This window comes from Pseudomonas sp. Sample_11 (assembly GCF_004307505.1).
Classification (GTDB): domain Bacteria; phylum Pseudomonadota; class Gammaproteobacteria; order Pseudomonadales; family Pseudomonadaceae; genus Aquipseudomonas; species Aquipseudomonas atacamensis.
Map to the genome: position 1 here is coordinate 21,188 of NZ_RCOD01000022.1, position 26,005 is coordinate 47,192.

General features: G+C 60.7%; 24 protein-coding genes and 1 pseudogene. 14 read left to right on the forward strand and 11 right to left on the reverse strand.

Annotated elements, in window-relative coordinates; translation table 11 throughout:
* Positions 1–21: 21 nt before the first annotated feature.
* Positions 22–801, reverse strand: coding sequence for an IclR family transcriptional regulator (locus tag D8U60_RS04830; protein WP_024011648.1), 780 nt, complete (start codon positions 799–801; stop codon positions 22–24).
* Positions 802–964: 163 nt separating this feature from the next.
* Here D8U60_RS04830 and hmgA point away from each other — a divergent pair, with 163 nt between their 5' ends.
* From hmgA to maiA, 3 genes are read left to right on the forward strand one after another with little or no spacing between them, the layout of a single operon-like run.
* Positions 965–2,269 (forward strand): homogentisate 1,2-dioxygenase, encoded by a 1,305-nt coding sequence (gene hmgA / locus D8U60_RS04835; RefSeq protein ID WP_130899595.1) that lies wholly within the window; start codon positions 965–967, stop codon positions 2,267–2,269.
* Positions 2,270–2,272: 3 nt separating this feature from the next.
* On the forward strand, positions 2,273–3,577 hold the full coding sequence (gene fahA, locus D8U60_RS04840) for a fumarylacetoacetase (RefSeq protein WP_130899596.1): 1,305 nt from the start codon (positions 2,273–2,275) through the stop codon (positions 3,575–3,577).
* Positions 3,578–3,589: 12 nt separating this feature from the next.
* Positions 3,590–4,228 (forward strand): maleylacetoacetate isomerase, encoded by a 639-nt coding sequence (gene maiA / locus D8U60_RS04845; RefSeq protein ID WP_130899597.1) that lies wholly within the window; start codon positions 3,590–3,592, stop codon positions 4,226–4,228.
* Between the two features lie 153 nt (positions 4,229–4,381).
* On the opposite strand, the gene D8U60_RS04855 is transcribed toward maiA, so the two are convergent.
* Positions 4,382–5,185: a transglutaminase family protein gene (locus D8U60_RS04855; RefSeq protein ID WP_024011653.1), complete on the reverse strand. Its 804-nt coding sequence runs from the start codon at positions 5,183–5,185 to the stop codon at positions 4,382–4,384.
* Positions 5,186–5,369: 184 nt separating this feature from the next.
* On the opposite strand from D8U60_RS04855, the gene D8U60_RS04860 reads away from it, so the two are divergent.
* Positions 5,370–6,389 (forward strand): Glu/Leu/Phe/Val dehydrogenase dimerization domain-containing protein, encoded by a 1,020-nt coding sequence (locus D8U60_RS04860; RefSeq protein WP_016771635.1) that lies wholly within the window; start codon positions 5,370–5,372, stop codon positions 6,387–6,389.
* Positions 6,390–6,573: 184 nt separating this feature from the next.
* Here the strand turns inward: D8U60_RS04860 and D8U60_RS04865 are convergent.
* Positions 6,574–6,813, reverse strand: a pseudogene (locus D8U60_RS04865) (YebG family protein); the annotation flags it as partial.
* Positions 6,814–7,159: 346 nt separating this feature from the next.
* Between D8U60_RS04865 and D8U60_RS04870 the strand changes: the two are divergent.
* Positions 7,160–7,660, forward strand: coding sequence for a phosphate-starvation-inducible PsiE family protein (locus D8U60_RS04870; protein ID WP_016771633.1), 501 nt, complete (start codon positions 7,160–7,162; stop codon positions 7,658–7,660).
* Here the strand turns inward: D8U60_RS04870 and D8U60_RS04875 are convergent.
* Entirely contained in the window at positions 7,657–7,974 is a 318-nt protein-coding gene (locus D8U60_RS04875) for a DUF3509 domain-containing protein (RefSeq protein WP_016771632.1), read from the reverse strand. The genes D8U60_RS04870 and D8U60_RS04875 overlap by 4 nt on opposite strands.
* A 263-nt stretch (positions 7,975–8,237) precedes the next feature.
* Positions 8,238–9,614, reverse strand: coding sequence for an L-serine ammonia-lyase (locus D8U60_RS04880; protein WP_130899600.1), 1,377 nt, complete (start codon positions 9,612–9,614; stop codon positions 8,238–8,240).
* 135 nt (positions 9,615–9,749) lie between these two features.
* Between D8U60_RS04880 and D8U60_RS04885 the strand changes: the two genes are divergently transcribed.
* Together D8U60_RS04885 and D8U60_RS04890 are read left to right on the forward strand one after the other, a co-directional pair.
* Positions 9,750–10,697: a LysR substrate-binding domain-containing protein gene (locus D8U60_RS04885; RefSeq protein WP_016771630.1), complete on the forward strand. Its 948-nt coding sequence runs from the start codon at positions 9,750–9,752 to the stop codon at positions 10,695–10,697.
* 200 nt (positions 10,698–10,897) lie between these two features.
* Entirely contained in the window at positions 10,898–11,305 is a 408-nt protein-coding gene (locus D8U60_RS04890) for an HPF/RaiA family ribosome-associated protein (RefSeq protein ID WP_016771629.1), read from the forward strand.
* Positions 11,306–11,585: 280 nt separating this feature from the next.
* On the opposite strand, the gene fecA is transcribed toward D8U60_RS04890, so the two are convergent.
* The 3 genes from fecA to D8U60_RS04905 all read right to left on the reverse strand — a co-directional run bounded on the left by fecA (position 11,586) and on the right by D8U60_RS04905 (position 15,557).
* On the reverse strand, positions 11,586–13,919 hold the full coding sequence (gene fecA, locus D8U60_RS04895) for a TonB-dependent Fe(3+) dicitrate receptor FecA (protein WP_130899601.1): 2,334 nt from the start codon (positions 13,917–13,919) through the stop codon (positions 11,586–11,588).
* 178 nt (positions 13,920–14,097) lie between these two features.
* Complete coding sequence (locus tag D8U60_RS04900; protein WP_130899602.1) at positions 14,098–15,030, reverse strand: DUF4880 domain-containing protein; 933 nt, start codon at positions 15,028–15,030, stop codon at positions 14,098–14,100.
* Entirely contained in the window at positions 15,027–15,557 is a 531-nt protein-coding gene (locus tag D8U60_RS04905) for a sigma-70 family RNA polymerase sigma factor (RefSeq protein WP_130899603.1), read from the reverse strand. The genes D8U60_RS04900 and D8U60_RS04905 overlap by 4 nt, the downstream gene beginning before the upstream one ends.
* A 146-nt stretch (positions 15,558–15,703) precedes the next feature.
* Between D8U60_RS04905 and D8U60_RS04910 the strand changes: the two genes are divergently transcribed.
* The 6 genes from D8U60_RS04910 (at position 15,704) to D8U60_RS04935 (ending at position 22,094) form a co-directional block, all read left to right on the forward strand.
* The gene (locus tag D8U60_RS04910) at positions 15,704–16,009 is read left to right on the forward strand and encodes a DUF3649 domain-containing protein (protein ID WP_130899604.1); all 306 of its coding nucleotides are present in this window, start codon (positions 15,704–15,706) and stop codon (positions 16,007–16,009) included.
* Positions 16,006–17,589, forward strand: a complete 1,584-nt coding sequence (locus D8U60_RS04915; protein WP_130899605.1) for a PepSY-associated TM helix domain-containing protein — start codon at positions 16,006–16,008, stop codon at positions 17,587–17,589. The genes D8U60_RS04910 and D8U60_RS04915 overlap by 4 nt, the downstream gene beginning before the upstream one ends.
* Positions 17,589–17,915 carry a DUF3325 domain-containing protein gene (locus D8U60_RS04920; protein ID WP_130899606.1) on the forward strand — a complete coding sequence of 109 codons (327 nt, stop codon included), beginning with the start codon at positions 17,589–17,591 and terminating at the stop codon, positions 17,913–17,915. The genes D8U60_RS04915 and D8U60_RS04920 overlap by 1 nt, the downstream gene beginning before the upstream one ends.
* Before the next feature lies 1 nt (position 17,916).
* Entirely contained in the window at positions 17,917–18,483 is a 567-nt protein-coding gene (locus D8U60_RS04925; protein ID WP_122610799.1) for an RNA polymerase sigma factor, read from the forward strand.
* On the forward strand, positions 18,480–19,469 hold the full coding sequence (locus D8U60_RS04930; protein WP_130899607.1) for a FecR family protein: 990 nt from the start codon (positions 18,480–18,482) through the stop codon (positions 19,467–19,469). The genes D8U60_RS04925 and D8U60_RS04930 overlap by 4 nt, the downstream gene beginning before the upstream one ends.
* 195 nt (positions 19,470–19,664) lie before the next feature.
* Complete coding sequence (locus D8U60_RS04935; RefSeq protein WP_130899608.1) at positions 19,665–22,094, forward strand: TonB-dependent receptor; 2,430 nt, start codon at positions 19,665–19,667, stop codon at positions 22,092–22,094.
* Between the two features lie 93 nt (positions 22,095–22,187).
* Here the strand turns inward: D8U60_RS04935 and D8U60_RS04940 are convergent, their stop codons facing one another.
* The gene (locus D8U60_RS04940) at positions 22,188–23,063 is read right to left on the reverse strand and encodes an AraC family transcriptional regulator (protein ID WP_130899609.1); all 876 of its coding nucleotides are present in this window, start codon (positions 23,061–23,063) and stop codon (positions 22,188–22,190) included.
* A 140-nt stretch (positions 23,064–23,203) separates the two neighbouring features.
* Between D8U60_RS04940 and D8U60_RS04945 the strand changes: the two genes are divergently transcribed.
* On the forward strand, positions 23,204–24,106 hold the full coding sequence (locus D8U60_RS04945) for a DMT family transporter (RefSeq protein ID WP_122700000.1): 903 nt from the start codon (positions 23,204–23,206) through the stop codon (positions 24,104–24,106).
* Positions 24,107–24,124: 18 nt separating this feature from the next.
* Here the strand turns inward: D8U60_RS04945 and D8U60_RS04950 are convergent, their stop codons facing one another.
* Both D8U60_RS04950 and D8U60_RS04955 read right to left on the reverse strand, forming a co-directional pair.
* A complete protein-coding gene (locus D8U60_RS04950) occupies positions 24,125–24,634 on the reverse strand; it encodes a DUF2165 domain-containing protein (protein ID WP_123443463.1) in 510 nt (169 codons plus the stop codon).
* Positions 24,635–24,774: 140 nt separating this feature from the next.
* On the reverse strand, positions 24,775–25,749 hold the full coding sequence (locus D8U60_RS04955; protein ID WP_130899610.1) for a D-glycerate dehydrogenase: 975 nt from the start codon (positions 25,747–25,749) through the stop codon (positions 24,775–24,777).
* Between the last annotated feature and the right edge of the window lie 256 nt (positions 25,750–26,005).

Here is a 26,005-nt window from a genome sequence, read left to right on the forward strand (position 1 = left end):
TCGAGCGCACATAAGCATTACTTAACTTTCGTAACCCATGCGCCAACTCACGGCCCGCGTCGCAGCCAACAACCGCTGCGCCGCCGGGCCGTTTTCGTCGGCGTGGAACAGCGAGGTCGGGCCGACGATGGTCAGCACCGCAGCGATCTGCCCGACCGCGTTGAATACTGGCGCAGAAAGCGCATCCACACCCGGCATCAACAAACCATGCACGTGATGCAGACCGCGTTCGCGGATCTGTTCACACAGCGCTGCATAGGCTGTCTCATCCTTGAGCGGATGCTCCGCGACAGCGATTTCCTGCTCGCGCAATTCATCGGTTTCCCGGTGCGGCAGGTAAGCGCTGAACACCAGCCCGGTGGACGAGCTGAGCAGCGGCAGCACCGAACCCAATTGCGTCACCACCGTCACCGCGCGCACCGCCGGTTCGATATGCACCACGGTTGCGCCCTGATTGCCCCACACCGCGAGAAAGCAGGTTTCGTTGAGTTCGTCGCGCAACTCGGACAGCGGCAGGGCGGCGACCTTCAGCACGTCCATGCTGTTGAGTGCGGCCAGGCCCACCCGCAGCGCTTCGCGACCGAGGCCGTAATGGTTGGTGGCGGCGTTCTGTTCGGCAAATCCCGAAGCAATCAACGCCTGCAGATAGCGATGCACCTTGCTCGCCGGCATCTGCACGTGTTCGGCCAGACGCGACAGCGAAGTCGACGGTGACAACTCGGCCAAAGCCTTGAGGATGTCGGTGCCGACCTCGGCGGAGCGGACTTTCTGTTTGCCGTTGCTGTCGCTGGTTTTTTCCATGGGGCTGGCGGTTCCGGTTCGAATGGGCGTCTTTATAGCTTGACGCTGGATAGCGAGCAAATTACGTTATGCGTAATCAGATTACGATAATAACAACCCCGGCGTGCCGAGACCTCTGAGCCAGAGCGATGGGCCATTGCCGACTCCCTGTTCAGGAGGCTCCATGAACCTCGATTCAACCGCGCAGGACCTGGTTTACCAGTCCGGCTTCGGCAACGAATTCAGCACCGAAGCGTTGCCCGGCGCGCTGCCCGTTGGCCAGAATTCCCCGCAAAAAGCCCCGTACGGCCTGTATACCGAACTGTTCTCCGGCACCGCGTTCACCATGCCGCGCTGTGAAGCGCGCCGCACCTGGATGTACCGGATTCAGCCATCGGCCAACCACCCGGCGTTCGTCAAACTGGAACGGCAACTGGCCGGCGGACCGTTGGGTGAAGTGACGCCCAATCGCCTGCGCTGGAATCCACTGGAGCTGCCGACCGAACCGACGGATTTCATCGATGGCCTGGTCAGCATGGCGGCCAACGCCGGCGCCGAGAAACCGTCCGGCATCAGCATTTATAACTACACCGCCAACCGTTCGATGGAGCGGGTGTTCTTCAACGCTGACGGTGAAATGCTGCTGGTGCCGCAACTCGGTCGCCTGCGTATCGCCACCGAACTGGGCGTACTCGAAGCGGCGCCGCTGGAAATCGTCGTGCTGCCGCGTGGCCTGAAATTTCGCGTCGAACTGCTCGATCCACAGGCACGCGGCTACCTCGCCGAGAACCATGGCGCGCCGCTGCGCCTGCCGGATCTGGGGCCGATCGGCAGCAACGGTCTGGCCAATCCCCGGGATTTCCTCACTCCGGTCGCTGCCTACGAAAACCTGCAGCAACCGACTACTCTGGTGCAGAAATTCCTTGGCCAGTTGTGGGCCACCGAACTCAATCATTCGCCGCTCAATGTGGTCGCCTGGCACGGTAACAACGTGCCGTACAAATACGACCTGCGCCGTTTCAACACCATTGGCACGGTGAGTTTCGATCATCCGGATCCTTCGATCTTCACCGTACTGACCTCGCCGACCAGCGTGCACGGTCTGGCCAACCTCGATTTCGTGATCTTCCCGCCGCGCTGGATGGTCGCCGAAAAGACCTTCCGGCCGCCGTGGTTCCATCGCAACCTGATGAACGAATTCATGGGCCTGATCCAGGGCGAATACGACGCCAAGGCTGAAGGCTTCGTGCCCGGCGGCGCTTCGTTGCACAGCTGCATGAGCGCCCACGGCCCCGACGGCGAGACCTGCACCAGGGCGATCAACGCCGAGCTTGCACCTGCAAAAATCGATAACACCATGGCCTTCATGTTCGAGACCAGCCAGGTGCTGCGCCCAAGCCGTTTCGCCCTCGACTGCCCTCAATTGCAATCCAGTTATGACGCTTGCTGGGCCTCGCTGCCCGCCACGTTCGACCCGACCCGGAGATAACCCATGACACAGAATTCCATCACCCGCAGCTGGGTCGCTTCGGCCAACGGTCACAGTGATTTTCCGTTACAGAATCTGCCGCTGGGCGTGTTCAGTCTCAACGATTGCAGTCCGCGCGCGGGCGTGGCGATCGGCGAGCACATTTTCGATTTGCAGGTGGCGCTTGAGGCCGGGCTGTTCGACGGCGTCGCACGCAGTGCGGTGGAAGCCATGCACGGCGGGCAGTTGAACGCGTTCTTCGAACTTGGCCGTGAGGCGCGGGTTGCCCTGCGCGAACGGCTGATCGAACTGTTCAGTGAAGGCAGCACGCTGCGTGGCAGCATCGAAGCGCAAGGCGCGAAAGTCTTGCCACTGGCTGCCGATTGCCAGATGCACCTGCCGGCGCGAATCAGCGATTACACCGACTTCTACGTCGGCATAGAGCATGCGCAGAACGTCGGCAAACTGTTCCGTCCGGATAACCCGCTGCTGCCGAACTACAAGCACGTGCCGATCGGTTATCACGGTCGCGCTTCCACGGTGCGAGCGTCCGGCACCGACGTGCGTCGGCCGAAAGGCCAGACGCTGCCGGCCGGCCAGACCGAACCGGTCTTCGGCCCGTGTGCGCGGCTGGATTACGAACTGGAGCTGGGCATCTGGATCGGCCAGGGCAATGAGATGGGCGAGCCGATTGCCATCGGTGACGCTGCCGAGCACATCGCCGGTTTCTGCCTGCTCAACGACTGGTCGGCACGGGATATCCAGGCCTGGGAATACCAGCCACTCGGGCCGTTTCTGTCGAAGAGTTTCATCACCAGTGTTTCGCCCTGGGTGGTGACGGCCGAAGCGCTTGAGCCGTTCCGCACGGCACAACCGGCGCGCCCCGACGGTGATCCGCAGCCGCTGCCGTATCTGCTCGACAAGCGTGATCAGGACGGCGGCGCCTTCGACATCGAACTGGAAGTGCTGCTGCGTACCGAAGCCATGCGCGAGCAGAACCTGCCCGCCCATCGCCTGACCCTGAGCAACACCCGCTACATGTACTGGACCGTGGCGCAAATGGTCGCGCACCACAGCGTCAACGGCTGCCAGTTGCAGGCCGGTGACCTGTTCGGTTCGGGCACCTTGTCCGGCCCGGAAAACGGCCAGTTCGGTAGCCTTTTGGAAATCACTGAGGGCGGTAAGAAACCGATCGAACTGGCTTCCGGCGAAGTGCGCAAGTTCCTTGAGGACGGTGACGAAATCATCCTGCGTGCCCGCTGTGCCCGCGAAGGTTTTGCCTCGATCGGCTTCGGCGAATGTCGCGGCACCGTGATCGCTGCACGCTGACAGGAGCGGCTTATGGATCTCTATGGCTATTACCGTTCCACTTCATCGTACCGGGTGCGAATCGCGCTGGCGTTGAAGGGACTTGATTACCAGGCGCTGCCGGTCAACCTGATCGCACCGTCGGGTGGTGAACATCGGCAAGCGGCGTATCTGGCGCTCAATCCCCAGGGCCGGGTGCCAACCTTGCGCACCGATGACGGTGCGCTGCTGATTCAATCGCCGGCGATCATCGAGTATCTGGAGGAGCGTTATCCACAGGTGCCGCTGCTGCCGGATGATCTGCTGACGCGCGCGCAGGTGCGCGGTGTCGCGGCGGTGATCGGCTGCGATGTGCATCCACTGCACAACGTCAGCGTGCTCAATCGCCTGCGCCAGGCGGGGCAGAATGAGGCGCAAGTGGTGGAGTGGATCAGCCATTGGATCAGCCAAGGGCTGGCAACGGTGGAGCAGTTGATCGGCGACAGCGGTTTCTGTTTTGGCGAATGGCCGTGTATGGCGGATGTGTATCTGATTCCGCAGTTGTATGCCGCAGAACGCTTCAATGTTTCGCTGGAGGCTTACCCGAAAATCCGCCGCGTTGCTGCGCTCGCTTTGGAACATCCAGCGTTCATCAAGGCCCATCCCGCCAACCAACCAGATACCCCTAAATGATCGTTCCCACGCTCTGCGTGGGAATGCATCTCGTGACGCTCTGCGTCACATTGGACGCAGAGCGTCCGGGGCGGCATTCCCACGCGGAGCGTGGGAACGATCAACACAGGTTTGTGTGGGCCTCAAGGATGGGGGCAAACCTGCAAAAAGCGGTCAATGCACGACGGAGTTGGGCGGCAGATGGCCGAGGCGTTCGGTCAGGCGCAGGCGCTGGATCGGGTCTTCGCTGAGCAATAACGCATGCTCCAGATCGAAGCGCTCAGCGTTCGGGCAATCCAGCCGTTGATACAGACTGGCCCGGGCCATGTAATCAGAGGCCTTCGCATCACCCAGTTCGAGCACTCGTTCTGCGTCGATCAGCGCGGCGATGTGATCGTCGTGGGTCAGATGCAATTGGCGCAGGTTGCGTGACAGACGCTGCAGCATCTGCACTGGCGTGGCCGTCAGCAGATGCTCGGCGCTGAGCTGCATGTTCGGCCCGTATTGGCGTTGCAACAGTTCGCGACAGTCGTTGGGATACAAGCGTCGACCGCCGCAAGGGTCGAGCAAGTGGTCGGCGCCGGGTACCCGCAACAGGAAATGCCCGGGGAAGTTGACCCCGACCAAAGGAATCTCGAGGCCATGCGCCAGTTCCAGTGCGATCAACGCCAATGCCAGCGGCTGACCGCGCTGGGTGTGCAACACGCGGTGCAGCAGCGCCGCCTGCGGGCGCAGCGGCAGGAAATCATCCTGTGCGAAACCGAGATCGACCATGCGCCGCAACAGCGGTTGCGCCAGTTCGCTGACCGGCAGCATCGGCAGCCCATAGCTGACGCGTAGTTGCAGATCCTTGAAGGTGCGCAACCATGCCTCGGGCTCGAGGGTTTTGTCGTGCTCGGCACTTATCCACAGCGCAGCTTCCAGCAGCGCCGGCGGTGAACGATGCAGGCATTCGAAAAAGCGTTGGCGCGCACTCATCTGAATCTCCCTCCAATGCCTCGTTTTAGCCCCGTCCGGGTTGTTCGTCCAGTGCCGGGCGCGTTGAGCGCGAGTTATAGCGGCGCAACATTGTCCGCTCGGCGGCTCATGCCGGTGCGCGCCAGCAATTTTCAGGGGCAAGCCTATACTGGCGTTCTACAAGAAGTGATTCGGGAGCCTGTCGATGTTCGCTCTCATGCAAAGCACTCGCCTGGAATCGCTGCACTTGAGCGTGGACCCGGTCACCGGGTTGAAGGCGGTCATTGCCATTCATGACAGTCGCCTGGGGCCAGCCCTGGGCGGCTGCCGTTATCTTGCCTATCCCAACGACGAATCTGCGGTCGAGGACGCCATTCGCCTGGCGCAAAACATGAGCTACAAAGCGGCGCTCGCCGGCCTTGCGCAGGGCGGCGGGGTGGCGGTGATCGTGCGCCCGGCCCATGTCGAGAATCGCGCCGCGTTGTTCGAGGCTTTCGGCCGTTGCATCGAGCAGCTCGACGGTCGCTACATCACCGCCATCGACAGCGGCACTTCAGTGGCGGACATGGACTGCATTGCCCAGCAGACGCGGCATGTCACCAGCACCACCTCGGCAGGCGACCCGGCACCGCACGCGGCCATGGGCGTGTTCACCGGCATTCGCGCCACGGCGATGGCGCGTCTGGGCAGCGACAACCTCGAAGGTTTGCGCATCGCGATTCAGGGGCTTGGCAACGTCGGTTATGCACTGGCCGAGCAACTGCACGCGGCCGGCGCCGAGTTGCTGGTCAGTGACATCGACCACGGCAAGGTGCAACTGGCGATGGAGCAACTCAATGCCCATCCGATTGCCAACGACGCATTGCTCAGCACGCCGTGCGACATTCTCGCGCCTTGTGGGTTGGGCGGTGTGCTCAACAGTCACTCGGTGTCGCAACTGCGCTGTTCCGCTGTGGCCGGTTCGGCGAACAATCAACTTTCCCATCTGGATGTGGCGGATCAACTGGAACGGCGTGGGATTCTTTACGCGCCGGATTATGTGATCAATGCCGGCGGGCTTATTTACGTTTCGCTTAAACATCGTGGCGAGGAGTTGCCGACGATTACGGCTCATCTGTCGAAAATCAGTTCGCGGCTCACGGAGGTCTTCGCTCACGCGCAGGCGGAAAAACGTTCGCCGGCGCGGGTGGCGGATGAGTTGGCCGAAAAGGTTTTGTATCGCTGAAAGCAAAAGATCGCAGCCTTCGGCAGCTCCTGCACTCGTAATGCAGTAGCTGCCGAAGGCTCGGGCCGCGATCGGACGATCTTTCTGATTACTTCGGCGCTTTCGCTGCTTTGGCGGGCTTCGCCGGCGCCTCGTCAGGTTCTGCCGCTTCAGCTTTTTCGACAGGCTCGGCCGGCGCATTGATCAGCTCCGACAGCGCATCGGGCTGGTTCTTGAATGCCCGGGCGAACACATCACGATTCTTCGCCATGTAGATCCCGGCTTCTTCCACTTGCTGTTCGGTCAGGGACGGAACGGCTTTTTGCAGCACATCGGCCAGATATTCGGCCAGTTCGAGCATTTTGTCATGACGATCAGCTTCGGCTTTATCCATGAACAAGCGCTCCAGATCTCGGCTGCTGCGGTATACCACTTCGACGGCCATTCACCACCTCACATGCCTTCACGTTAAGTTGTCTTGACGACTACTGTATCCATATACAGCGAAAAGGATAAGCGAATCCCTGCGCCATGGGTAGTGGCTTTTCAATGTAGACCGGATTTGGCGTTTGTCAGTGAGCCGTGTCGCTGCTGTTCGCGAGCAGGCTCGCTACCACGGGGATTGTGCAAAGCCGCGAGCCTGCGACCAAACGCCACGGCGCGGGATTTGCAGCGGATCGCCATGATGCGTGGCCCTGAACCTGCATGAAAACCGTTGCAACAAGGCGCGCGCGCAAAACCGTCACGTGCGATACGCATCATCCGCCCGAAACGGGCTAAGGAAACTCATCGTGAAAATAAACTGGGCCGAGAAACTGCGGCGTAACGTGCATCAACTGGCCGAGTCTCTGGGCAACCTGTTCGTTGAAACCTTTCACTACCTGGCGCTATTCGCTATCGGTGCGGTGACGGCGTGGGCGGCGGTGATGGAGTTTCTCGGGATGCTCGAAGTCGGGCACATCAAGATCGATGACATTCTGTTGCTGTTCATCTATCTGGAACTGGGCGCGATGGTCGGGATTTATTTCAAGACCAACCACATGCCGGTGCGCTTCCTGATCTACGTGGCGATCACTGCACTGACGCGCCTGCTGATCTCCAACGTCTCGCACCACAACCCGCCGGACATGGGCATCATCTACCTGTGCGGCGGCATTCTGCTGCTGGCGTTTGCGATCCTGGTGGTGCGTTACGCCTCGTCGCAGTTCCCTTCGGTGAAGATCGAGAACCCGCAGCGCAAGATCGGTACGGGCTCCAGCGAACATCCTGAAGTGGAGAAGGGCGAGCTTTAAAGGCCCGCCGCCTGGCCGGGCTGGCCTTTGACCCGTGGCGGTGGCGGGGTCAGCCCGGCGCCGCTGGTCATGGCTTCGAGAATCGACATGGCGCTGTGACCCTGTTCGATGGCGATGCCGAACTGGATGCTTTGCACCAGCCTCTTCAAACGCTCGGGATCATTGCGCTGTTCGGCACTGATCATGCGTTTGGCCACGATGCGGCCGGCGTTGGACAGGGTCAGCATGATGCTGCCGTCCAGGCCCTGAATGCTCAGATTGATCTGATAGTCCGGCGCGAAGGCATCGGTAATGATTTGAAATGGGTTGTCCATGATGCGTCACCGCCTGATTGAACGTGCAGTTGTTGACCGGCCATGATCCGATTTGGTTCGCAACACCAGACCACTGGCATCTCGTTCGCTGAGGTTTGCAATGTCCGTTTGCCTCAAGGGTGATGTAGCAAGGGGCATGCCGGAAAAATTGTCGAACAATAAACACGGCGAAAAAAACGGCGAGCCTCGGGGCTCGCCGTTTTTTGTGGCGCGTTTTCAGGGCAGGAATGAGCTGATGATCGCTGACAGTGCAGTCAGGCCGATCAGCACTCCACCCAGTTCACCGCCAGCCCGCCGCGCGAGGTTTCCTTGTATTTGTCGTGCATGTCGGCCCCGGTGTCGCGCATGGTGCGGATCACCCGGTCGAGGGAAATAAAGTGATTGCCGTCGCCGCGCAGGGCCATTTGCGTGGCGTTGATCGCCTTCACCGCCGCGATGGCATTGCGCTCGATGCACGGCACTTGCACCAGGCCACCGACCGGATCGCAGGTCAGGCCGAGGTTGTGTTCCAGGCCGATTTCGGCAGCGTTCTCCAGTTGCTCCGGTGTCGCACCAAGGACGTCGGCCAGGCCGGCGGCGGCCATTGCGCAAGCCGAACCGACTTCGCCCTGACAGCCGACCTCGGCACCGGAGATGGAGGCGTTTTTCTTGCACAAAATCCCGACAGCGGCTGCGCCGAGAAAGAACGCGACGACGTCATCATCAGACGCATCCGGATTGAATTTCATGTAGTAGTGCAGAACCGCCGGAATGATCCCGGCGGCACCATTGGTCGGCGCGGTGACCATGCGCCCGCCGGCTGCGTTTTCTTCGTTGACGGCGAGGGCGAACAGGTTGACCCATTCCATTGCCGACAGGGTCGAGCTGATCACATTCGGTTTGCCGATTTCCAACAGGCTGCGATGCAGTTTTGCCGCGCGACGCGGTACTTTCAGACCGCCGGGCAGGATGCCTTCGTGGCGCAAACCTTGTTCGACGCACTCGCGCATTACTGACCAGATGTGCAACAGGCCCTGACGGATTTCGGCGTCGCTGCGCCAGGCGCGCTCGTTGGCCATCATCAGTTCGGACACGCGCAGATTGTGTTGTTTGCACAGGGCGAGCAGTTCGGCGGCGCTGGAAAAATCGTAGGGCAACACCACGTCGCTGATTGGCGCCACGCCAGATTCGGCTTCAGCCGCTTCGACGATGAAGCCGCCGCCCACCGAGTAATAGGTTTGCGCGAACAGCTCGGCGCTCTCGCCAAAGGCGCTCAGCGACATGGCGTTGGGGTGGTAGGGCAGGCTCTCGTCGAGCAGCAGCAGATCGCTCTGCCAGTCAAACGCAATCGAGCGTTGACCGGCGAGGGACAGTTGTCCGGTTTCGCGCAGTTGCTGGATGCGTGGATCGATGGTCGAAGGATCGATGCTGTCCGGCCACTCGCCCATCAGGCCCATGACCGTTGCGCGGTCAGTGGCGTGGCCAACGCCGGTGGCCGAGAGCGAACCGTACAGGCGGATCTGCACGCGTCGCACATCATTGAGCAGATGCTGATCGACCAGAGCCTGGGCAAAGGTCGCCGCTGCACGCATCGGACCGACGGTATGGGAACTGGACGGGCCGATACCCACTTTGAATAGATCGAAAACACTGATAGCCATGCTAAACCCTTACAAGCAATGGAGTAGGAATCGCTGCCATTTTTTGTCGGACAAGCGCAATGTCGGCGATACTGCCTGCCTCGGTTCGAGGTGACCAACGAAACCTCCTAAGACAGCCTTTAGCAGGACTAAACAATGAGTCGTCAATTGCATGCCCAGACCTATGTCTGGCTGCAGGTGTTTGCCTGTGCCGCGCGGCACCTGTCGTTCACCCGTTGTGCCGAAGAGCTGCACATCACCCCGGGCGCGGTCAGCCAGCAGATTCGTCAATTGGAAGAGCGCCTGGGCTTTCGCCTGTTTCATCGGCGCGCGCGCGGCGTTGAGTTGAGTGCACAGGGGCAGCGGCTGGCGATTACCGTCAATGAAGCCTATGGCAGCATCGATGCGGAATTGCGCCGGCTGGACGCCGGGATGATCAGCGGGACTCTGCGGTTGCGCTCGATCCCGTCGTTTCTCGGCAAGTGGCTGACTCCGCGCCTGCCGCGCTTGCAGCAACGCTTTCCGGATATCCAGTTGCGCCTGGTGGCCGAGGACAGCAGCGTGCCATTGCATGAGGGCGATTTCGATCTGGCCATCGACCTTAACGATGGCAGTTACCCAGGATTGTTATCCACAGCCTTGCTCGACGAGCAGATATTTCCGGTGTGCGCGCCGAGCCTGCTCCGCGGGCGACCGCCGTTGCACGGGCCGGCGGATCTGGTGCATTTCCCGTTGCTGCACGACATCACCGCCTGGCGTGGCAGTTACGAGTACGCGGAATGGGAGTTCTATTTGAATGCGATCGGCTTCGAAGGCGCCGATGTGCGACGCGGCCACACCTTCAATCGCAATCACCTGACCATCGAAGCGGCGATCGCTGGCATGGGCGTGGCGATTGCCCGGCGCACGTTGCTCAACGATGAGCTGGAGCGCGGCACTTTGATCGTGCCGTTCGGCTTGTCGGTGCCCAACCATAAACGCTATGTGCTGCTGTATGCACCGGGGGCGTTGAGCCATCCGGGCGTGCGCGCTGTGCATGACTGGCTGGTGGAGGAGGCGGGGATTTTTCGCAGTTTGCACCCGCTGAACGAGCAGCAGATGTGAGCAGATTTTTCTGCGGAGCGGGTCGAACCAACTCCCGACATTAACAGCGCCTCGCTCGGTTGTCCGGCTTTTTTTGCGAATGAATATTTTTCTTTTTTCAGGGGTTGAAATGTTCGCCGCTCGGGCCGATTGTTGTAACCAGGAGGTCAGGAAATTTACTTCAAGGCCTCCAGCGAGCTAGCTGAAATAAGGGATGAACTATGCAAATCCAAGTCAACAGCGATAACCATATTCAAAGCAGTAAGCGACTGGAGGAGTGGGTACGTACAACTATTGAGAGCACGCTCGACCGTTATGAAGAAGACCTGACCCGTGTCGAAGTCCACCTGAGCGACGAGAACGGCGAGAAACCAGGTCCCCATGACTTGCGCTGCCAACTGGAAGCGCGGCCAAAAGGCCACCAACCGATTTCCGTGACCCACAAAGCCGATTCGCTGGAACAGGCGATCGACGGTGCCGCCGAGAAACTCGAGCACAAACTGGATCATCTGTTCGGCAAACTGCGAGGTAAACCACGCGCCGCTGTAGTGCCATTTACCGGCAAGGCCAACGACAAGCTGTTGGCGGAAGAATTCGACGAGAACGAACAGGCAGCGATCAACAGTTGATGCGCTGATTTCACAAGTGACTAAGGAGAACGGGCCTGCTGATGCAGGCCCGTTTTTTTGTTTGTGGTGTTGGTGATTGCTCGCAGGGTTTAAGACCGTAGCCCCTCACCCCAGCCCTCTCCCGAGGGAGAGGGAGAGGGAGCCGATTCCGGTTGTTTTCAGGTCCAGCGTTCGGCTCGATATTGCAGGTGAGCGCAAATCGTAAATACACCTCGGTCAGTCCCCTCTCCCTCTGGGAGAGGGTTAGGGTGAGGGGCTTTTGATCTTCAATGGATTGCGGTCAGAACGCCACCGAAGTCTGCACATAAACCGTACGCGGCTCACCCACGTACTTGCCCTTGTTGTTGTCATCGAACGAGCGTGTGAAGTACTGCGTGTTGAAGATGTTCTTCACGCCCACCGCCACATTCAAATCCGACAGTTGCGGTCCGAAGTCATACCCGGCGCGGCTGCTGAACAGCATGTAGCCGGGGATCTTGCCGGTGCTGCCATCGGCGCTTTCCTTCGAAGTGTTGGCGTTGTCGGCGAACTGGTCGCTCTGGAAGCTGCTGTCCAGGTTCAGCTTCCATGGCCCTTCGGTATAACCGACGCCAATCGTGCCTTTGTGCTTGGAGGAAAACGGCACGCGGTTGCCTTTGTTCGGCCCGTCTTCGCGAATGGTCGCATCGACATAGGCATAACTGGCGTAGACATCGAAACCGGCCAGCGCCGGGCTCAAGTCATCCAGCGCGTAATTGACGCTGGTCTCGATGCCCTGATGGCGGGTTTCGCCGCGAGCGATCACCGAGTCGTTGGTCTGGTTGCTTTCGTACTGGTTGTCGAAGTTGATCAGGAATGCGCCGATTTCCGCGCGCAGGGCACCGTTGTCATAGCGCGTGCCGAGTTCCCAGGTGCGGGCCTTTTCCGGTTTCACTTCGCCGCTGCTCACGCGATTGGGCATCTGGCTGTATTGCACGCTGCCGAACGAGCCTTCGGTGTTGGCATATAGGTTCCAGCTGTCGGTGAGGTGATAAAGCACGTTCAGCGCCGGCAGCGCGGTGTTGTAGTCGCCCTTGTATTTGACGTTGGTCAGGTTGTTGGTCTGTTGCGACTCGATCATCTCGTAGCGCACGCCCGGGGTGATGGTCCATTTGCCGATGTCGATGCGGTCATCGACGAAGAATGCGTTGGCCTCGGTACCACCGCGAGTGTCGCGGTCGTTGCGGCTGCTGGTGGTCGGGTATTCGTTGGCGCTGACCGGCGTGCGATAACGCAGTTCGTGGCCGGCCTCGTTGATGTAGCGGTAGCCGACGCCGACTTCATGGCTGCTCGGACCGAGATCGAAGCCCTGGGCGAAACGGGTTTCCAGACCACGTACCCAATACTCGCGGGGCGACAACGAAAGGAATGTGCCCTGATCCAGATAACCGCTGCGCAGGGTTTTGGTGAAGAAGGTGTTGGCGGTGAATTCGCGGCGATCTTCCTGGTAGCGGTAGCCGAAGTTGAACATCGTGCGGCGCCCCCAGAACTGGTCTTTCGGCCGCGTCGATTGATACGGATCGGCATCGTAATCGGCGGCGTTGAGACCGCCGGGCATGTCGGCCTTGCCTTCGTAATACTGGGCCATGGCGTTGAAGCTGTTGGCCTCGTCGAGCTGATATTTGCCCTTGAGGATCAGGTCGTCGATCTCGGTATCGCTGTGTTCGCGCCAGTCACCGCCACGGGTGCCGGAGTACAACAGCGCACCACCGAGGCCGTTGGCGTTGGTGCCGCCGGCCAGCAGATTGGCGCTGGTCTTGAAACCGTCGTGGCTCGACGATGGGCTGGTTTCAGTCTGGAAACCACCCTTGATCGTTGGCTCGTCGGGAATCGCCCGGGTCACGAAGTTGACCACGCCGCCGACGTTCTGCGGGCCGTAACGCACCGCGCCGCCGCCACGCACCACGTCCACCGCATCCATGTTGCCCATGCTGATCGGCGCGAACGACAACTGCGGCTGACCATACGGCGCGAACGGCACCGGGATGCCATCCATCAATACTGTCGAGCGCGCGGCCAGGCGTGGATTCAAACCACGAATGCCGAAGTTCAGCGCCATGTCGTGGCTGCCGGTGCCGTTGTTCTCCGGCGCATTCACACCGGGGATGCGGTTGAGCACATCGCGGGCCTGGGTCGCGCCTTGGCGTTCGAATTCGTCGCGGCGGATCACATCACGCGCCCCAGGGTGTTCGAAGACATTGATCTGCGCCGCATCGCCGAGCCAGTCGCCGACTACGGTCGAGGTGCCCAGCTCCAGCGCCGCGTCAGCCAGCGGTTGCAGGCTGAAGGCATTGTCGCCTTCGGCGCGGGCTTGCAGGCCGGTGCCTTCGAGCAGGGCATCGAGGCCTTGTTGCGTCGTGTAATTGCCCTCCAGACCCCGGCTCTGCACACCGCTGGTGACTTGCGAGCCAAAGGAAATCAGCACGCCGGCTTCCCGGCCAAACTGGTTCAGCGCGGTTTCCAGCGACGTCGGGGCGATGTGATAAACCTTGGTCTCGGCGCCCAGCGCAGCGGGCAGGGCGGTGAAACTCAGGCTGGCGCCGAGCAGAAGATTGCGCAGGCTGCGGGCCAGTGGCGTAAGACGGGTGGGCTGCATGTGGATGATCCTGAGAAGGTGGAATCAAGGGGGCTTTCCTTCTCTGTCACGCCAGATCTGAAAAACGGCTCATTTATTTTTTCAGAATCAAAAGATCGCAGCCTTCGGCAGCTCCTACAGAAAAAATGCATTCCAAATGTAGGAGCCGCCGAAGGCTGCGATCTTTTGATCTTGCTTTCTAAACCCGCGCTTCGACGCTCACCCAATAACGGGTAAAACGCCTCACTCTGACCGGCAGACTGATCTGCAACAGGTCGAGAATCCGCTCGCTGTCATCCAGCGGATACGTCCCGGAAATCAGCAGATCGGCAACCTGGCTGTCGCACCTCAACTGCCCGCGCCGATAACGGCCAAGCTCATCAAGAAAGTCGCCCAGACGCATGTGCGCGGCGACCAGCATGCCGTCAGTCCACGCACCGCTGTTGGCGTCCAGGGGTTTGGGTTCGCTGACGGAGCTGGCAGTGAAACTCAACTGCCGCGCGACCGGCAGCAGCAGGGGCGGGCGCTGGCTGGCGATGAGTTCGACTCGTCCTTCGAACAGGGCGATCTGCGTGCGATCAAAAAACTGCCGCACATTAAGGCGCGCACCTTGGCTTTTCAGCACGCCGTGTGCCGTGCGTATCTCGAACGGATTTGCAGCGCTCAACAGCATTTCGCCCTCGAGCAGACGAATCAACCGCTGCGCACCATCAACATCAACCGAGCTGGCGGTATTGAGCTGTAACGAATCGGCACCGCCCAAGCCGATCTTGCGCCGCTGGCCGACCGGCGTGCGGTAATCGGCGAGCAGCGACGGCAACGGCGTGTGCTCGCGCAGGCCCCAGGTCGCCGCTGAGCCGGCACCGAGAATCAGCAGCATTTTCAGCGCCTGACGACGGCTGCCAGACTTCGACCCGTTCAACGCGGCGTGGGCCAACGGCGACGAAACGCCGCGCAAACGCTGGTTGACCCGTTGCATGTGTTCCCACGCCCGGCGGTGTTCGCTGTGTGCATCCAGCCATTGTTGCCAGGCCTGTTGCTGGCGCGGGGTCAGCGTGCCCTGCTGCATTTCCAGCAGCCAGTGCACCGCCTGTTCGGCGACTTGCGCGGAGAAATCTGGCACCCGATTCACAGGGCGAAATAGCAGCGCATGGCCGCTTTGTTCAAATGGCGTTTGACCGTGGCCACCGAAATACCCAGTTCTGCGGCGATCTGTGGATAAGTCAGACCATCGACCTGCGCGAGCAGAAAGGCGCGTTTGACCTGGCGCGGCAAGCCGTCGAGCAGTTCATCGAGTTCGACCAGTGTCTGCAGGATGATCGCTTTGTGCTCTTCCGACGGCGCGACCATCTCAGGCATCTGCGCCAGTGTCTCGAGGTAGGCGCGTTCCACATCCTGGCGCCGGTAATGATTGAACAGCACGCGCTTGGCCAGCGTAGTGAGAAAGGCGCGCGGTTCGATGATCATCGGTGGTTCGCGGGCGGTCAGCACCTTGATGAACGTGTCCTGAGCCAGATCCGCCGCGCTGTCGGGGCAGCCGAGCTTGCGCCGCAACCAGCCAGTGAGCCAGCTGTGATGAGCATGGTAGAGCGATTCCACGGGATGGGCGGGCGGCAACGAAATGACTCCGGACGCAAAACTTGCGTAGAGAACGTGCATTAGAGAACAAGAACGGTTCGCATTGTAGAGGCTGACGACAGTGTCCGGCAATCAGATGCTTTTGCGTATGAGAATATTTATCATTAATATTGCTCGCCTGTAGATTCGGCTTGTCGGCCGAACGTTTTTCGTTTCAGGGTCGAAACATGAAAGGCAAACTCGCCACCCTTCCCATGTCCTATCGTCTGGCCGTCACTTCGCGAGTGCTGGCGGCGATTTTCGGCGGCTATCTGGTCGCGGCGCTGGCCAGCGTCACCCTGACGTTGTGGCTGCCGCTGAACCGCGCCGAAGCGGTGGTCACTGGCATGACCGTGTCCTTTCTGGTCTATCTGGCCGCAGTGCTCTGGTGCTTTGCCTGCCGCAGCGCGTGGTCGGCGTGGGTCGGCCTGTTGGTGCCGAGCGTGATTCTCGCCACCGTTTCCGGTGCCGCGCGCGGTCTGGGGCTGGCATGAAAGAGGGCTTCCGGCAGGCGATGGCATGGCTGCACACCTGGGCCGGGCTGGTGTTCGGCTGGTTGCTGTTCGCGATTTTTCTCACCGGCACGCTCGCTTATTTCAAAGATGAAATCAGCCACTGGATGCAGCCGGAGATCGCTGCACATTCGCTTGATAGCGAAGCGAGCCTGGCGCTGGCGCAAGATTATCTGCAACAACACGCCGCCGGCGCCTCGCGCTGGCTGATCGATTTGCCCGATGCCCGCGACCCCGGCCTGACGGTGCGCTGGCAGCAGGCGCCGGGCAAACCCGGCGAGCGCGGCCGCTTCGAATCCCGAACCCTCGATGCTCAAACCGGAGTCGAAGTACAGGGCCGCGAAAGCATGGGCGGCGAGTTCTTTTACCGTTTCCACTTCCAGTTGCAGATGCCTTACCCGTGGGGGCGCTGGCTGGCGACCATCGCCGCAATGGTGATGTTCGTTGCGTTGATCAGCGGCATCATCACCCACAAGAAAATCTTCAAGGACTTCTTCACCTTCCGCCCGCGCAAGGGCCAGCGTTCCTGGCTCGACGGGCATAACGCCGTGGGTGTGCTGGTGCTGCCGTTTCACTTGATGATCACTTACAGCAGCCTGGTGATTTTCATGTCGATGGTTATGCCGGCGAGCATCGTTGCCTCTTACGGCAGCGACGTGCGCAAGTTCTACGACGAAGTCTTTCCCGCCTCGAAGACGCCCGAGCGCGCCGATGTCGCCGCACCGCTGAGCGCCATGGCGCCGCTACTGGCCAAGGCCAGCGAGCAATGGGCGGGCGGCCATACCGCGCGGCTGTCGGTGAGCAATCCGGGCGATGCCAGCGCCACGGTGGTGCTGTCCCGCGCGGGCGATCGGGTGGTGCACGATTTCGGCCGGGCGGTGACCTTCAGCGGTGTCACCGGGCAGCTTCTGAGCAGTACCCCCGATCAACCCATGGCGATGGCGGTGGGTGGCGCGTTTTACGGTTTGCACATGGGCCATTTCGCCGGGCCTCTGTTGCGCTGGCTATATTTCATCTGCGGACTGGCTGGCACGGCGATGATCGGCACCGGGCTGGTGATCTGGCTCGGTAAGCGGCAGCTCAAGCACGTAAAAAGCGCGGCGCTGCCGTTCGAACTGCGCCTGGTCGAGGTGCTGAATATCGCCAGCATGGCCGGCCTGGTATCGGCGGTGGCGGTGTTCTTTCTGGCCAATCGACTGCTGCCGGTGAGTCTGGCAGGGCGGGCCGATTGGGAAGTGAATGCGTTCTTCATGGCCTGGGGCCTGAGCGTGGTGCACGCCGTGTTGCGTCCGGGGCGCAAGGCGTGGATCGAACAGCTGACGCTCGGCGCCGCGCTGTTTATCGCGGTGCCGCTGATCAATGCGCTGACCACACCGTGGAATCTTGGCGCGACCCTGATGCAGCGCGACTGGGCACTGGCCGGATTTGATCTGACGTGTCTGGCGACGGGGCTTTTTCTCGGCTGGGCTGCGCGCAAGATGCAGCGTACGGGCGAGCGCGTCAGCGTTCGCAAAGCAAGTCCTTCGCCTCGCTCGATCACAGTCGAACAGGGGGCCAACTGATGCTGCTGGCCCTGTTGCTCACCTATGCCGGCTTCACCGCGTTGTGCCTGTCGATGCCACGTCATCACGCCGAATTGCTCGACGCCAAACCGTCGACGCGACGCCGTCAGGGTCTGGCGCTGGCGGGATGGCTGTTGCTGGCGCTTTCGCTGTGGGCAGCGGTCGCAGCCAGTGGCTGGAGTTTCGGTCTGGTCGACTGGTTCGCGGTGCTGATGCTCAGCGCTTTGGCATTGGTGCTGTTGCTGCCGTATCGCCCGCGTCTGGCCATGGCCCTGGCCGGGTTGAGCCTGTTGGCCAGCCCGGTCGCCGCCTGGGCGCAGTGCTGAAGTGCTGATCGGTCTGCCGCCGGAATCGCGTGACGATGAAGCGCGTGGCGCGCGTGCGCATTTTCTCCAGGTGTTTCTGTCCCAGCGTGCGCAAATGGAGGCGCTGGTGAACCGGCGCGTCGGTTGTCGGGCGACGGCGGCGGATCTGGTCCAGGATCTGTTTTTGCGCTTCTGGCGTCGGCCGCTGGTGCAGGTCGAAGAGCTCAGCACCTATCTGCTGCGCTGCGCCGGCAACATCGCCATCGATCATTTGCGCAGTGAAGGCACGCGCACGCGGGTCAACGAAGGCTGGCAGCCGGACGAACCCGACAGCCATGGCAGCGAACCCCAGGCCGCCCTCGAAGCCGACAACGATCTGCGCCATGTCGAAGCCGCGTTGCGCGCCTTGCCCGAGCGCACGCGGCAGATCTTTCTGCTCAATCGCATTCACGGACGCAAGTACGCCGAGATCGCCAAGGCCATGGGCCTGTCCCAAAGTGCCGTGGAAAAACATATGATGCGCGCCCTCGAGGCCTGCAAGGCCAGCCTGCGCGATCCCGCGCCACGTCTGCCAGGGAAAGCACCGTGAAGCCATCAAACCCGATCACGCCGACACCGGCCCAGGAACAGGCCGCGCTGGCCTGGCTGAGCCTGTTGCACGACCGCCCGACCACTGGCGATCAACTGACCTTCAGCCAATGGCTGCGCGCCGATCCGGCCCATGCCGAAGCGTATGCGCAGGCGCAGGTGATCTGGGAACTCAGCGAAAGCCCCGCGCGCACGCTGGCCGATGAAGATGCGCTCGCGCTGCAAGGTTATCTGCGGGCGATGGATGCCCCGCGTCGTTCGCCGATGTTGCGTTGGTCGGGCGCGCTGGCGATGGCCGCGTGTCTGCTGTTGATGGTCAGCCTCGGCACGGGGTGGCAGGCGCAGCGCTGGCTCGACGATCTGCGCGCCGATCATGTCTCGGCACCAGGGGAAATTCGCACGGTGACACTGGCCGATCAGTCGCAAGTGACGCTGGATGCCGACAGCGCGATTGCTGTGGATTTCAGTCATGGCCAGCGCCGCGTGAAATTGATCAGAGGCGCTGCTTTCTTCAGCGTCACTCACACCGGCGATCCGTTTGTGGTGGCGGCGGAGCAGGGCGAGGCGCGGGTGCTCGGCACGCAGTTCGAAGTGCGCCGGCAACCTCATGGCGCGCAAGTGACGGTGTTGTCCGGACGTGTCGCGGTGACGGCGGATGAGCATGGCCAACAACAGATTCTCACGGCCGGCCAGCAAGTTGCTTATGCCGACGGCACTGCGGAAAAACTGCATGCCGTGGACAGTGAAGCGCAACTGGGCTGGCGTCAGGGTTGGCTGACTTACTACAAGACCACGCTGGCCGATGTCGTCGAGGATCTGCGCCGCTATTACCCGGGACGGATTGTGCTGCTCAACGATGAGCTGGCGGCGCGCAAGGTCAGCGGCAGCTTTCCGAGCAAGGACCCGCAGGCGGTGCTCAATTCGTTGCAGGGAGTGTTGGGGTTTGAGCAGCATCGGGTGTTGGGGCAGCTGATTATTCTGCGCTGAGGCAGCAAAAGATCGCAGCCTTCGGCAGCTCCTACATTGGAATGCGTTCCCCTGTAGGAGCTGCCGAAGGCTGCGATCTTTTGATCTTCAAAATTATTTTCGATTTATGGTGAGGTAACCCCGAGCCCCATCCGTGTAGTGACTGAAACTGCGAGCCATTCGCATCCGTTGCGGTTCTACACAGGTCATTGAGCAATGAAGTCCAGGGCAAAATCCGGTTCGGTCAAACAGTGGTTGGGCATGTCGGCGTTGAGTTTATCCGCGTTGGCATTGCTGCCGATGAGTATCGCGCTGGCGGCAGAAGCGGTGGGCAGTCAGGCGCAACAGCAATTCAATTTTGCCCTGGCTGCCAAACCGTTGCCGCAGGCCCTGAGCGACTTCAGCCGTGTGACCGGGCAGAGCGTGGTCTACACCGACGAAGCGCCGTACGGCCTCAATGCTCCGGCAGTCAACGGCCAGATGAGCGCCGAGCAGGCCCTGCAACGCCTGCTCGGCAACTCCGGCCTGAGCTTTCGCCGCACCGACAGTCACACGTTGGCGCTGGAGCCGATGCCGACCGCAGGCGCGCTCATTCTCGGCGCCACCACCATCACGTCCACGCGCGACGAATCGATGAGTTATCAGCCACCGGAAACCAGTTCTGTGATGCGCTCATCGGCGTCGCTGCAAGAAATTCCGCAGACGGTCAATGTCATCCCGGCGCAGGTCATTCGCGATCAGGCGCCGCGCAATCTCGACGACGCGCTGGCCAATGTCAGCGGCATCACCCAGGGCAACACCTTGGGCAGTACCCAGGACTCGGTGATGACTCGAGGCTTCGGCGACAACCGCAACGGCTCGATCATGCGCGACGGCATGCCGCTGGTGCAGGGCCGTGGCATGAACGCCACCGTGGATCGCGTCGAAGTGCTCAAGGGCCCGGCCTCGTTGCTCTATGGGATTCAGGATCCGGGTGGTGTGGTCAACCTGGTCAGCAAGAAGCCGGAACTGACCCAGTACAACGCCGTGACCGTACGCGGTTCGAGCTACGGTGACGGCAAGAATGGCAGCGGTGGGGCCTTCGACAGCACCGGGGCGCTGGGCGATTCCGGCTTCGCCTATCGCATGGTCGTCGATCATGAAGACGAAGATTACTGGCGCAACTTTGGCACCCATCGCGAGACGCTGATCGCACCGTCGCTGGCCTGGTACGGCGAGCGCACCAAGCTGTTGTTCGCCTACGAGCACCGCGAATTTCTCACCCCCTTCGACCGTGGCACCTTGATCGATCCGCGCACCAATCATCCGCTGGATATCTCGCGCAAGCAGCGTCTCGATGAGCCGTTCAACGACATGGAAGGGCGCTCGGACCTCTACCATTTCGAAGCCGACCACGAACTCAACGACGACTGGAAAGCTCACTTCGGCTACAGCTGGAACCGTGAAACCTATGACGCCAGCCAAGTCCGCGTGACGGCGATCGACACCAACAAAGGCACACTGACCCGCAGCATGGACGGCACGCAAAACGCGATCAGCACCGATCGGTTCACCACCGCCAGCCTCGAAGGCAAAGTGAATGTGCTGGGCATGCAGCATGACTTGGTGTTCGGCGTCGATGACGAGTACCGCAAGATCTACCGCGAGGATCTGATCCGGCAGAAAAGCCTGAGCACCTTCAGCTATCTCAACCCTGTGTATGGCCGCGAAGTGATGGGCACTACGGTGAGTGCGCCCGACAGTGCGCAGACCGATAAGCTGCGCAGCGATTCGCTGTTCCTGCAGGATTCGATTCACCTCAACGAGCAGTGGATTCTGGTCGCTGGCGGACGTTTTCAGGAGTACGACCAGTACGCCGGCAAAGGCGTGCCGTTCAAGGCCAATACCGACAGCAATGGGCAGAAGTGGGTGCCGCGCGCAGGGCTGGTGTATCGCTACACCGACGCGCTGTCGTTCTACGGCAGCTACACCGAATCGTTCAAACCCAACTCGACCATCGCCCCGCTGAGCGGCAGCAGTACCGTGCTCGACGGTAGCATCGCGCCGGAGGAAGCCAAGTCGTGGGAGCTGGGTGCGCGGCTGGATATGCCCGGCAGCATCACCGGCAATATCGCGTTGTTCGACATCAAGAAACGCAACGTACTGGTGGCCAATTCCGAAGGCCCGACAACGATTTACAGTGCGGCAGGCGAGGTGCGTTCACGCGGGTTGGAAGTTGACCTGAGTGGGCAGCTCAGCGAGCACTGGAACCTCATCGGCAGCTATGCCTACACCGATGCCGAAGTCACCGAAGACCCGGAATACAAAGGCAAGCGTCTGCAAAACGTAGCGAAGAATTCCGGCTCGCTGTCGGCGGTGTATGACTTCGGCAATGTGTTTGGTGGTGATCAATTGCGTGTCGGTGCCGGTGCGCGCTACGTCGGCGAGCGTGCCGGCAACGCGGTGAATGATTTTGACCTGCCGAGCTACACCGTGGCGGATGCGTTTGCCACTTACGACACCACGGTTGAGGGGCAGAAGGTCAAGTTTCAGTTGAACGTGAAGAACCTGTTTGATCGCACTTATTACACCTCTTCGGCGAGCCGCTTCTTTGTGTCGATGGGGGATTCGCGGCAGGTTTCCTTGTCGAGCACCCTGGAGTTTTGAGTCAACGTCAAAAGATCGCAGCCTTCGGCAGCTCCTACATTTGGAATGCGTTTCCCCTGTAGGAGCTGCCGAAGGCTGCGATCTTTTGACCTTCTAACGCAAAAAAGCCTGCCGATACTCGCCCGGCGTCCCACCCAAAGCCTGCCTGAACCGATTAGTGAAATGGCTGGCACTGGCAAACCCGCACGCCAGTGCAATCTCTCCCAAGGGCAGCGCCGTGCCGCGCAACAATTCCCGCGCTCGGCTCAAGCGTCGCGCCAGCACGTACTGGTGCGGCGGTAGCCCGAAGCTGACGCGGAACATCCGCGCAAAGTGATATTCCGACAGCGCACACAGCCCGGCCAGTTGCCCGAGGCTGATCGGCTCGGCCAACTGGTTGTCGATGAACTCCACCAGTTGTCGGCGCTGGTGCGGTGCCAGTCCGCCCTTCAAGCGCAAGCCCTGTCGCGCACCGACCTGGCTGAGCAAGGTGTGGCTGATCAATTCATGGGCGAGACTGCTGGTCAGCAAGCGCTCGGCCGGCTCTTGCCAGTTCAGATTCAGCAATTGCCGGAAGCGCTGCGCCTGCTGCGGATCTTCGAGAAAGGTCTGCTCGCGTAATTGCATCTCGCGCGGTTCGCGATCGAGCAAAGTGACGCAACCGAGGGCGAACTGTTCGGCGCTGAAATACAGGTGCGCCAGACGGATATCGCCATTGATCACCCAGCCCGATTCATGATCGGCCGGCAGGATGCACAGCTTGTCCGGCCCGCCCTTGCGGCCCGGTTGGCCACGACGGAATGTGCCGGTGCCGCCGGCGACGTAGCACGACAGCGTGTGATGACTTGGCGCTTCGTATTCCTGGGCATCGTGGTGGTTGGTCCACAAGGCCGCAGACATGCCGTCACCGAGCTCGGCGCTGTGCACAAGGCGTGCATTCGGCGAGCGGTTGAGGGCTTGAAAGACTTGCAGGGTATCGATAGCGGCCATGTTCGGTTCTCTCCAACGCCTTGCATCCTACTCCGTAGACGCCGCCCTGCCAGCCTGCCGCCAGACAAAAGCGCAAGATTGTGCAAGCGTCGAAGGCTGCCCGAGGCAGACACTCAAGGCCTGTTTAAGGAGTGTGTGCCATGAACCTGTCGTTGTACCTGCTGACCGTGCTGATCTGGGGCACCACCTGGATTGCCTTGAAATGGCAATTGGGCGTGGTCGAAATCCCGGTGTCGATTGTCTATCGCTTCGGCCTCGCCGCGTTGGTGTTGTTTGCGTTGTTGCTGCTCAGCCGACGCCTGCAACCGATGAACCGCCGTGGGCATTTGATTTGTGTGGCTCAAGGGTTATGTCTGTTCTGTGTGAACTTCATGTGCTTTCTGACCGCCAGCCAGTGGATTCCAAGCGGTCTGGTGGCGGTGGTGTTTTCTACAGCAACGTTGTGGAACGCCTTGAATGCGCGGGTGTTCTTCGGCCAGCGCATTGCCCGCAATGTGTTGCTCGGCGGTGCGTTGGGGCTGTCAGGTCTGGGGCTGTTGTTCTGGCCGGAACTGGCCGGGCATCAAGCCAGCCCGCAAACCCTGCTCGGCCTTGGATTGGCGTTATGCGGCACCTTGTGTTTTTCCGCCGGCAATATGCTCTCGAGTCTGCAACAGAAAGCGGGATTGCGACCGCTGACCACCAACGCCTGGGGCATGGCCTACGGCGCGGCGATGCTGACGGTGTGGTGTCTGATCAAGGGCATACCCTTCGACATGGATTGGTCGCCGCGATATGTCGGTGCGCTGTTGTATCTAGTGATTCCCGGCTCGGTGATCGGCTTCACTGCATATCTCACGCTGGTCGGGCGCATGGGCCCGGAGCGAGCGGCTTATTGCACGGTGCTGTTTCCGGTGGTTGCGTTGAATGTGTCGGCGTTTGCCGAAGGTTATCAATGGACCGCACCGGCGCTGGTCGGGCTGGTGTTGGTGATGCTGGGCAACGTGCTGGTGTTTCGTAAACCGAAAGTGCTGTTGTCTGCGGGTCAAGGGAAGTTGGCTTGATAAAACGAGCGCTGATACTCAGCGCTCAACTTTCAAAGTGATGTAGATCATCACCGGGAAGATGAAGTCGACAATATGCCTTGCCCAGTCCTTGGCATTCCAGGATTGCGAAGTGTCCATGTCGAACCATTCGACACCTACAGTTTGCAGGCACACGTAATAAATGAAGATGGCGACCAATATGCCCATGATTGAAAACTTCTTGGCTTCATGGAATACCGCTGGCGATGCATCGATGTAGCGATACAACTGGTAAGTGCCGATCAGGCAGAGCACGGTGTAGGTGACTTCCATGGTGATGATGAACCAGTAGATCCGGTGATGGATCATCGGCGAATCGATCGCGCGGTACATGATGTTTTCACTGGCGTTGGTGGTGTCCATGCTCAGGATATGTGCAACGTAAGTGTAGTTGGACTCGTAGTCGGTGAAGTTATGAATCATCACCAGCAAGCCGAAGAAACTTATATAAGCCATCAAGATGACTTTGCTGTAACGAATGAGTTTGTCGGTGGTCAGGGTGTTCACGGGATCAGCTCTCCATAGCAAATAATCAATGAGTTGATAAGTTGCGAGAGCTTATATGGCAGTTACCTGGTCCGGCGTTTTTGTTCGGTTGCAAGTTATGTAAGGTGAGGGCCAGCGCAATGTTGCGCTGGCCCTTTTTTTCAACCGCGCCAGACCTGCGGGTTGACCAGATCCTGCGGCCGTTCGCCGAGCAGGGCGCTGCGCAGGTTGGCCAGGGCGCGGTTGGCCATGGCTTCGCGGGTCTCGGTGGTGGCCGAGCCGATGTGCGGCAGGGTCACGGCGTTTTTCAACTGGAACAGCGGCGATTCGGCCAGCGGTTCTTTTTCATAGACGTCCAGCCCGGCGCCACGGATGCGGTTGTTTTGCAGGGCTTCGATCAGTGCCGGTTCGTCGACCACCGGGCCGCGCGAGATGTTGACCAGGATCGCACTCGGCTTCATCAGCGCCAGTTCGCGATGGCTGATCAGGTGGCGGGTCTTGTCGCTCAGTGGCACCACCAGGCAAACGAAATCGGCTTCGGCCAGCAGCTCATCGAGGCTGCGGAACTGTGCGCCGAGTTCTTGTTCCAGTTCGGTCTTGCGGCTGTTGCCGCTGTAGATGATCGGCATGTTGAAGCCGAAGCGACCACGGCGGGCGACGGCGGCGCCAATGTTGCCCATGCCGACGATGCCGAGGGTCTTGCCGTGCACATCAGTGCCGAACAGCGGGGCGCCGACGCTGGCCTGCCATTGCCCGGCCTTGGTCCAGGCGTCGAGTTCGGCGACGCGGCGGGCGCTGCTCATGATCAGGGCGAAAGCGAGGTCGGCGGTGCTTTCGGTGAGCACGTCGGGGGTGTTGGTGAGCATGATCCCGCGTTCGTTGAAGTAGTCGAGGTCGTAGTTGTCGTAGCCGACCGAGACGCTCGAGACCACTTCGAGTCTGGTTGCGCTTTCCAGTTGTGCGCGGCCGAGTTTGCGGCCGACGCCGATGAGGCCGTGGGCGTGGGGCAGGGCTTCGTTGAACTGGGCGTTGATGTCACCGGTCTTGGGGTTGGGGACGATGACGTCGAATTCTTCTTGCAGGCGTTCGATCATGGGCGGGGTGATGCGGCTGAAGGCCAGGACTGTTTTTTTCATTGGGCTTGGGCTCGTCGGGGCTTGATTGCAAGCACGCTAACATTTTCTCGCTCGGGTTGTCTTGGCGGCCTCTGGGCCGACCAGGTTCTTGGGGTTTTGGGTGAATATCCGTTTCTTCGGGTGTTGCTGATTACGGTTCCGCCCTTACGGCGGGTCACCTTTTTCAAACGCCAAAAAGGTAACCCAAAACGCTTGCTCCTACGTTCGGCCCTCGCAGGCTCGGGTCCCTTCGCTCCGGGACTGATCCGGGCGCAGC

Bases quoted from the DNA above. Each gene is read 5' to 3' on its own strand.
- D8U60_RS04830 (WP_024011648.1), bottom strand. From the start codon at position 801: ATGGAAAAAACCAGCGACAGCAACGGCAAACAGAAAGTCCGCTCCGCC.
- hmgA (WP_130899595.1), top strand. From the start codon at position 965: ATGAACCTCGATTCAACCGCGCAGGACCTGGTTTACCAGTCCGGCTTC.
- fahA (WP_130899596.1), top strand. From the start codon at position 2,273: ATGACACAGAATTCCATCACCCGCAGCTGGGTCGCTTCGGCCAACGGT.
- maiA (WP_130899597.1), top strand. From the start codon at position 3,590: ATGGATCTCTATGGCTATTACCGTTCCACTTCATCGTACCGGGTGCGA.
- D8U60_RS04855 (WP_024011653.1), bottom strand. From the start codon at position 5,185: ATGAGTGCGCGCCAACGCTTTTTCGAATGCCTGCATCGTTCACCGCCG.
- D8U60_RS04860 (WP_016771635.1), top strand. From the start codon at position 5,370: ATGTTCGCTCTCATGCAAAGCACTCGCCTGGAATCGCTGCACTTGAGC.
- D8U60_RS04875 (WP_016771632.1), bottom strand. From the start codon at position 7,974: ATGGACAACCCATTTCAAATCATTACCGATGCCTTCGCGCCGGACTAT.
- D8U60_RS04880 (WP_130899600.1), bottom strand. From the start codon at position 9,614: ATGGCTATCAGTGTTTTCGATCTATTCAAAGTGGGTATCGGCCCGTCC.
- D8U60_RS04885 (WP_016771630.1), top strand. From the start codon at position 9,750: ATGAGTCGTCAATTGCATGCCCAGACCTATGTCTGGCTGCAGGTGTTT.
- D8U60_RS04890 (WP_016771629.1), top strand. From the start codon at position 10,898: ATGCAAATCCAAGTCAACAGCGATAACCATATTCAAAGCAGTAAGCGA.
- fecA (WP_130899601.1), bottom strand. From the start codon at position 13,919: ATGCAGCCCACCCGTCTTACGCCACTGGCCCGCAGCCTGCGCAATCTT.
- D8U60_RS04905 (WP_130899603.1), bottom strand. From the start codon at position 15,557: ATGCACGTTCTCTACGCAAGTTTTGCGTCCGGAGTCATTTCGTTGCCG.
- D8U60_RS04910 (WP_130899604.1), top strand. From the start codon at position 15,704: ATGAAAGGCAAACTCGCCACCCTTCCCATGTCCTATCGTCTGGCCGTC.
- D8U60_RS04915 (WP_130899605.1), top strand. From the start codon at position 16,006: ATGAAAGAGGGCTTCCGGCAGGCGATGGCATGGCTGCACACCTGGGCC.
- D8U60_RS04920 (WP_130899606.1), top strand. From the start codon at position 17,589: ATGCTGCTGGCCCTGTTGCTCACCTATGCCGGCTTCACCGCGTTGTGC.
- D8U60_RS04935 (WP_130899608.1), top strand. From the start codon at position 19,665: ATGAAGTCCAGGGCAAAATCCGGTTCGGTCAAACAGTGGTTGGGCATG.
- D8U60_RS04940 (WP_130899609.1), bottom strand. From the start codon at position 23,063: ATGGCCGCTATCGATACCCTGCAAGTCTTTCAAGCCCTCAACCGCTCG.
- D8U60_RS04945 (WP_122700000.1), top strand. From the start codon at position 23,204: ATGAACCTGTCGTTGTACCTGCTGACCGTGCTGATCTGGGGCACCACC.
- D8U60_RS04955 (WP_130899610.1), bottom strand. From the start codon at position 25,749: ATGAAAAAAACAGTCCTGGCCTTCAGCCGCATCACCCCGCCCATGATC.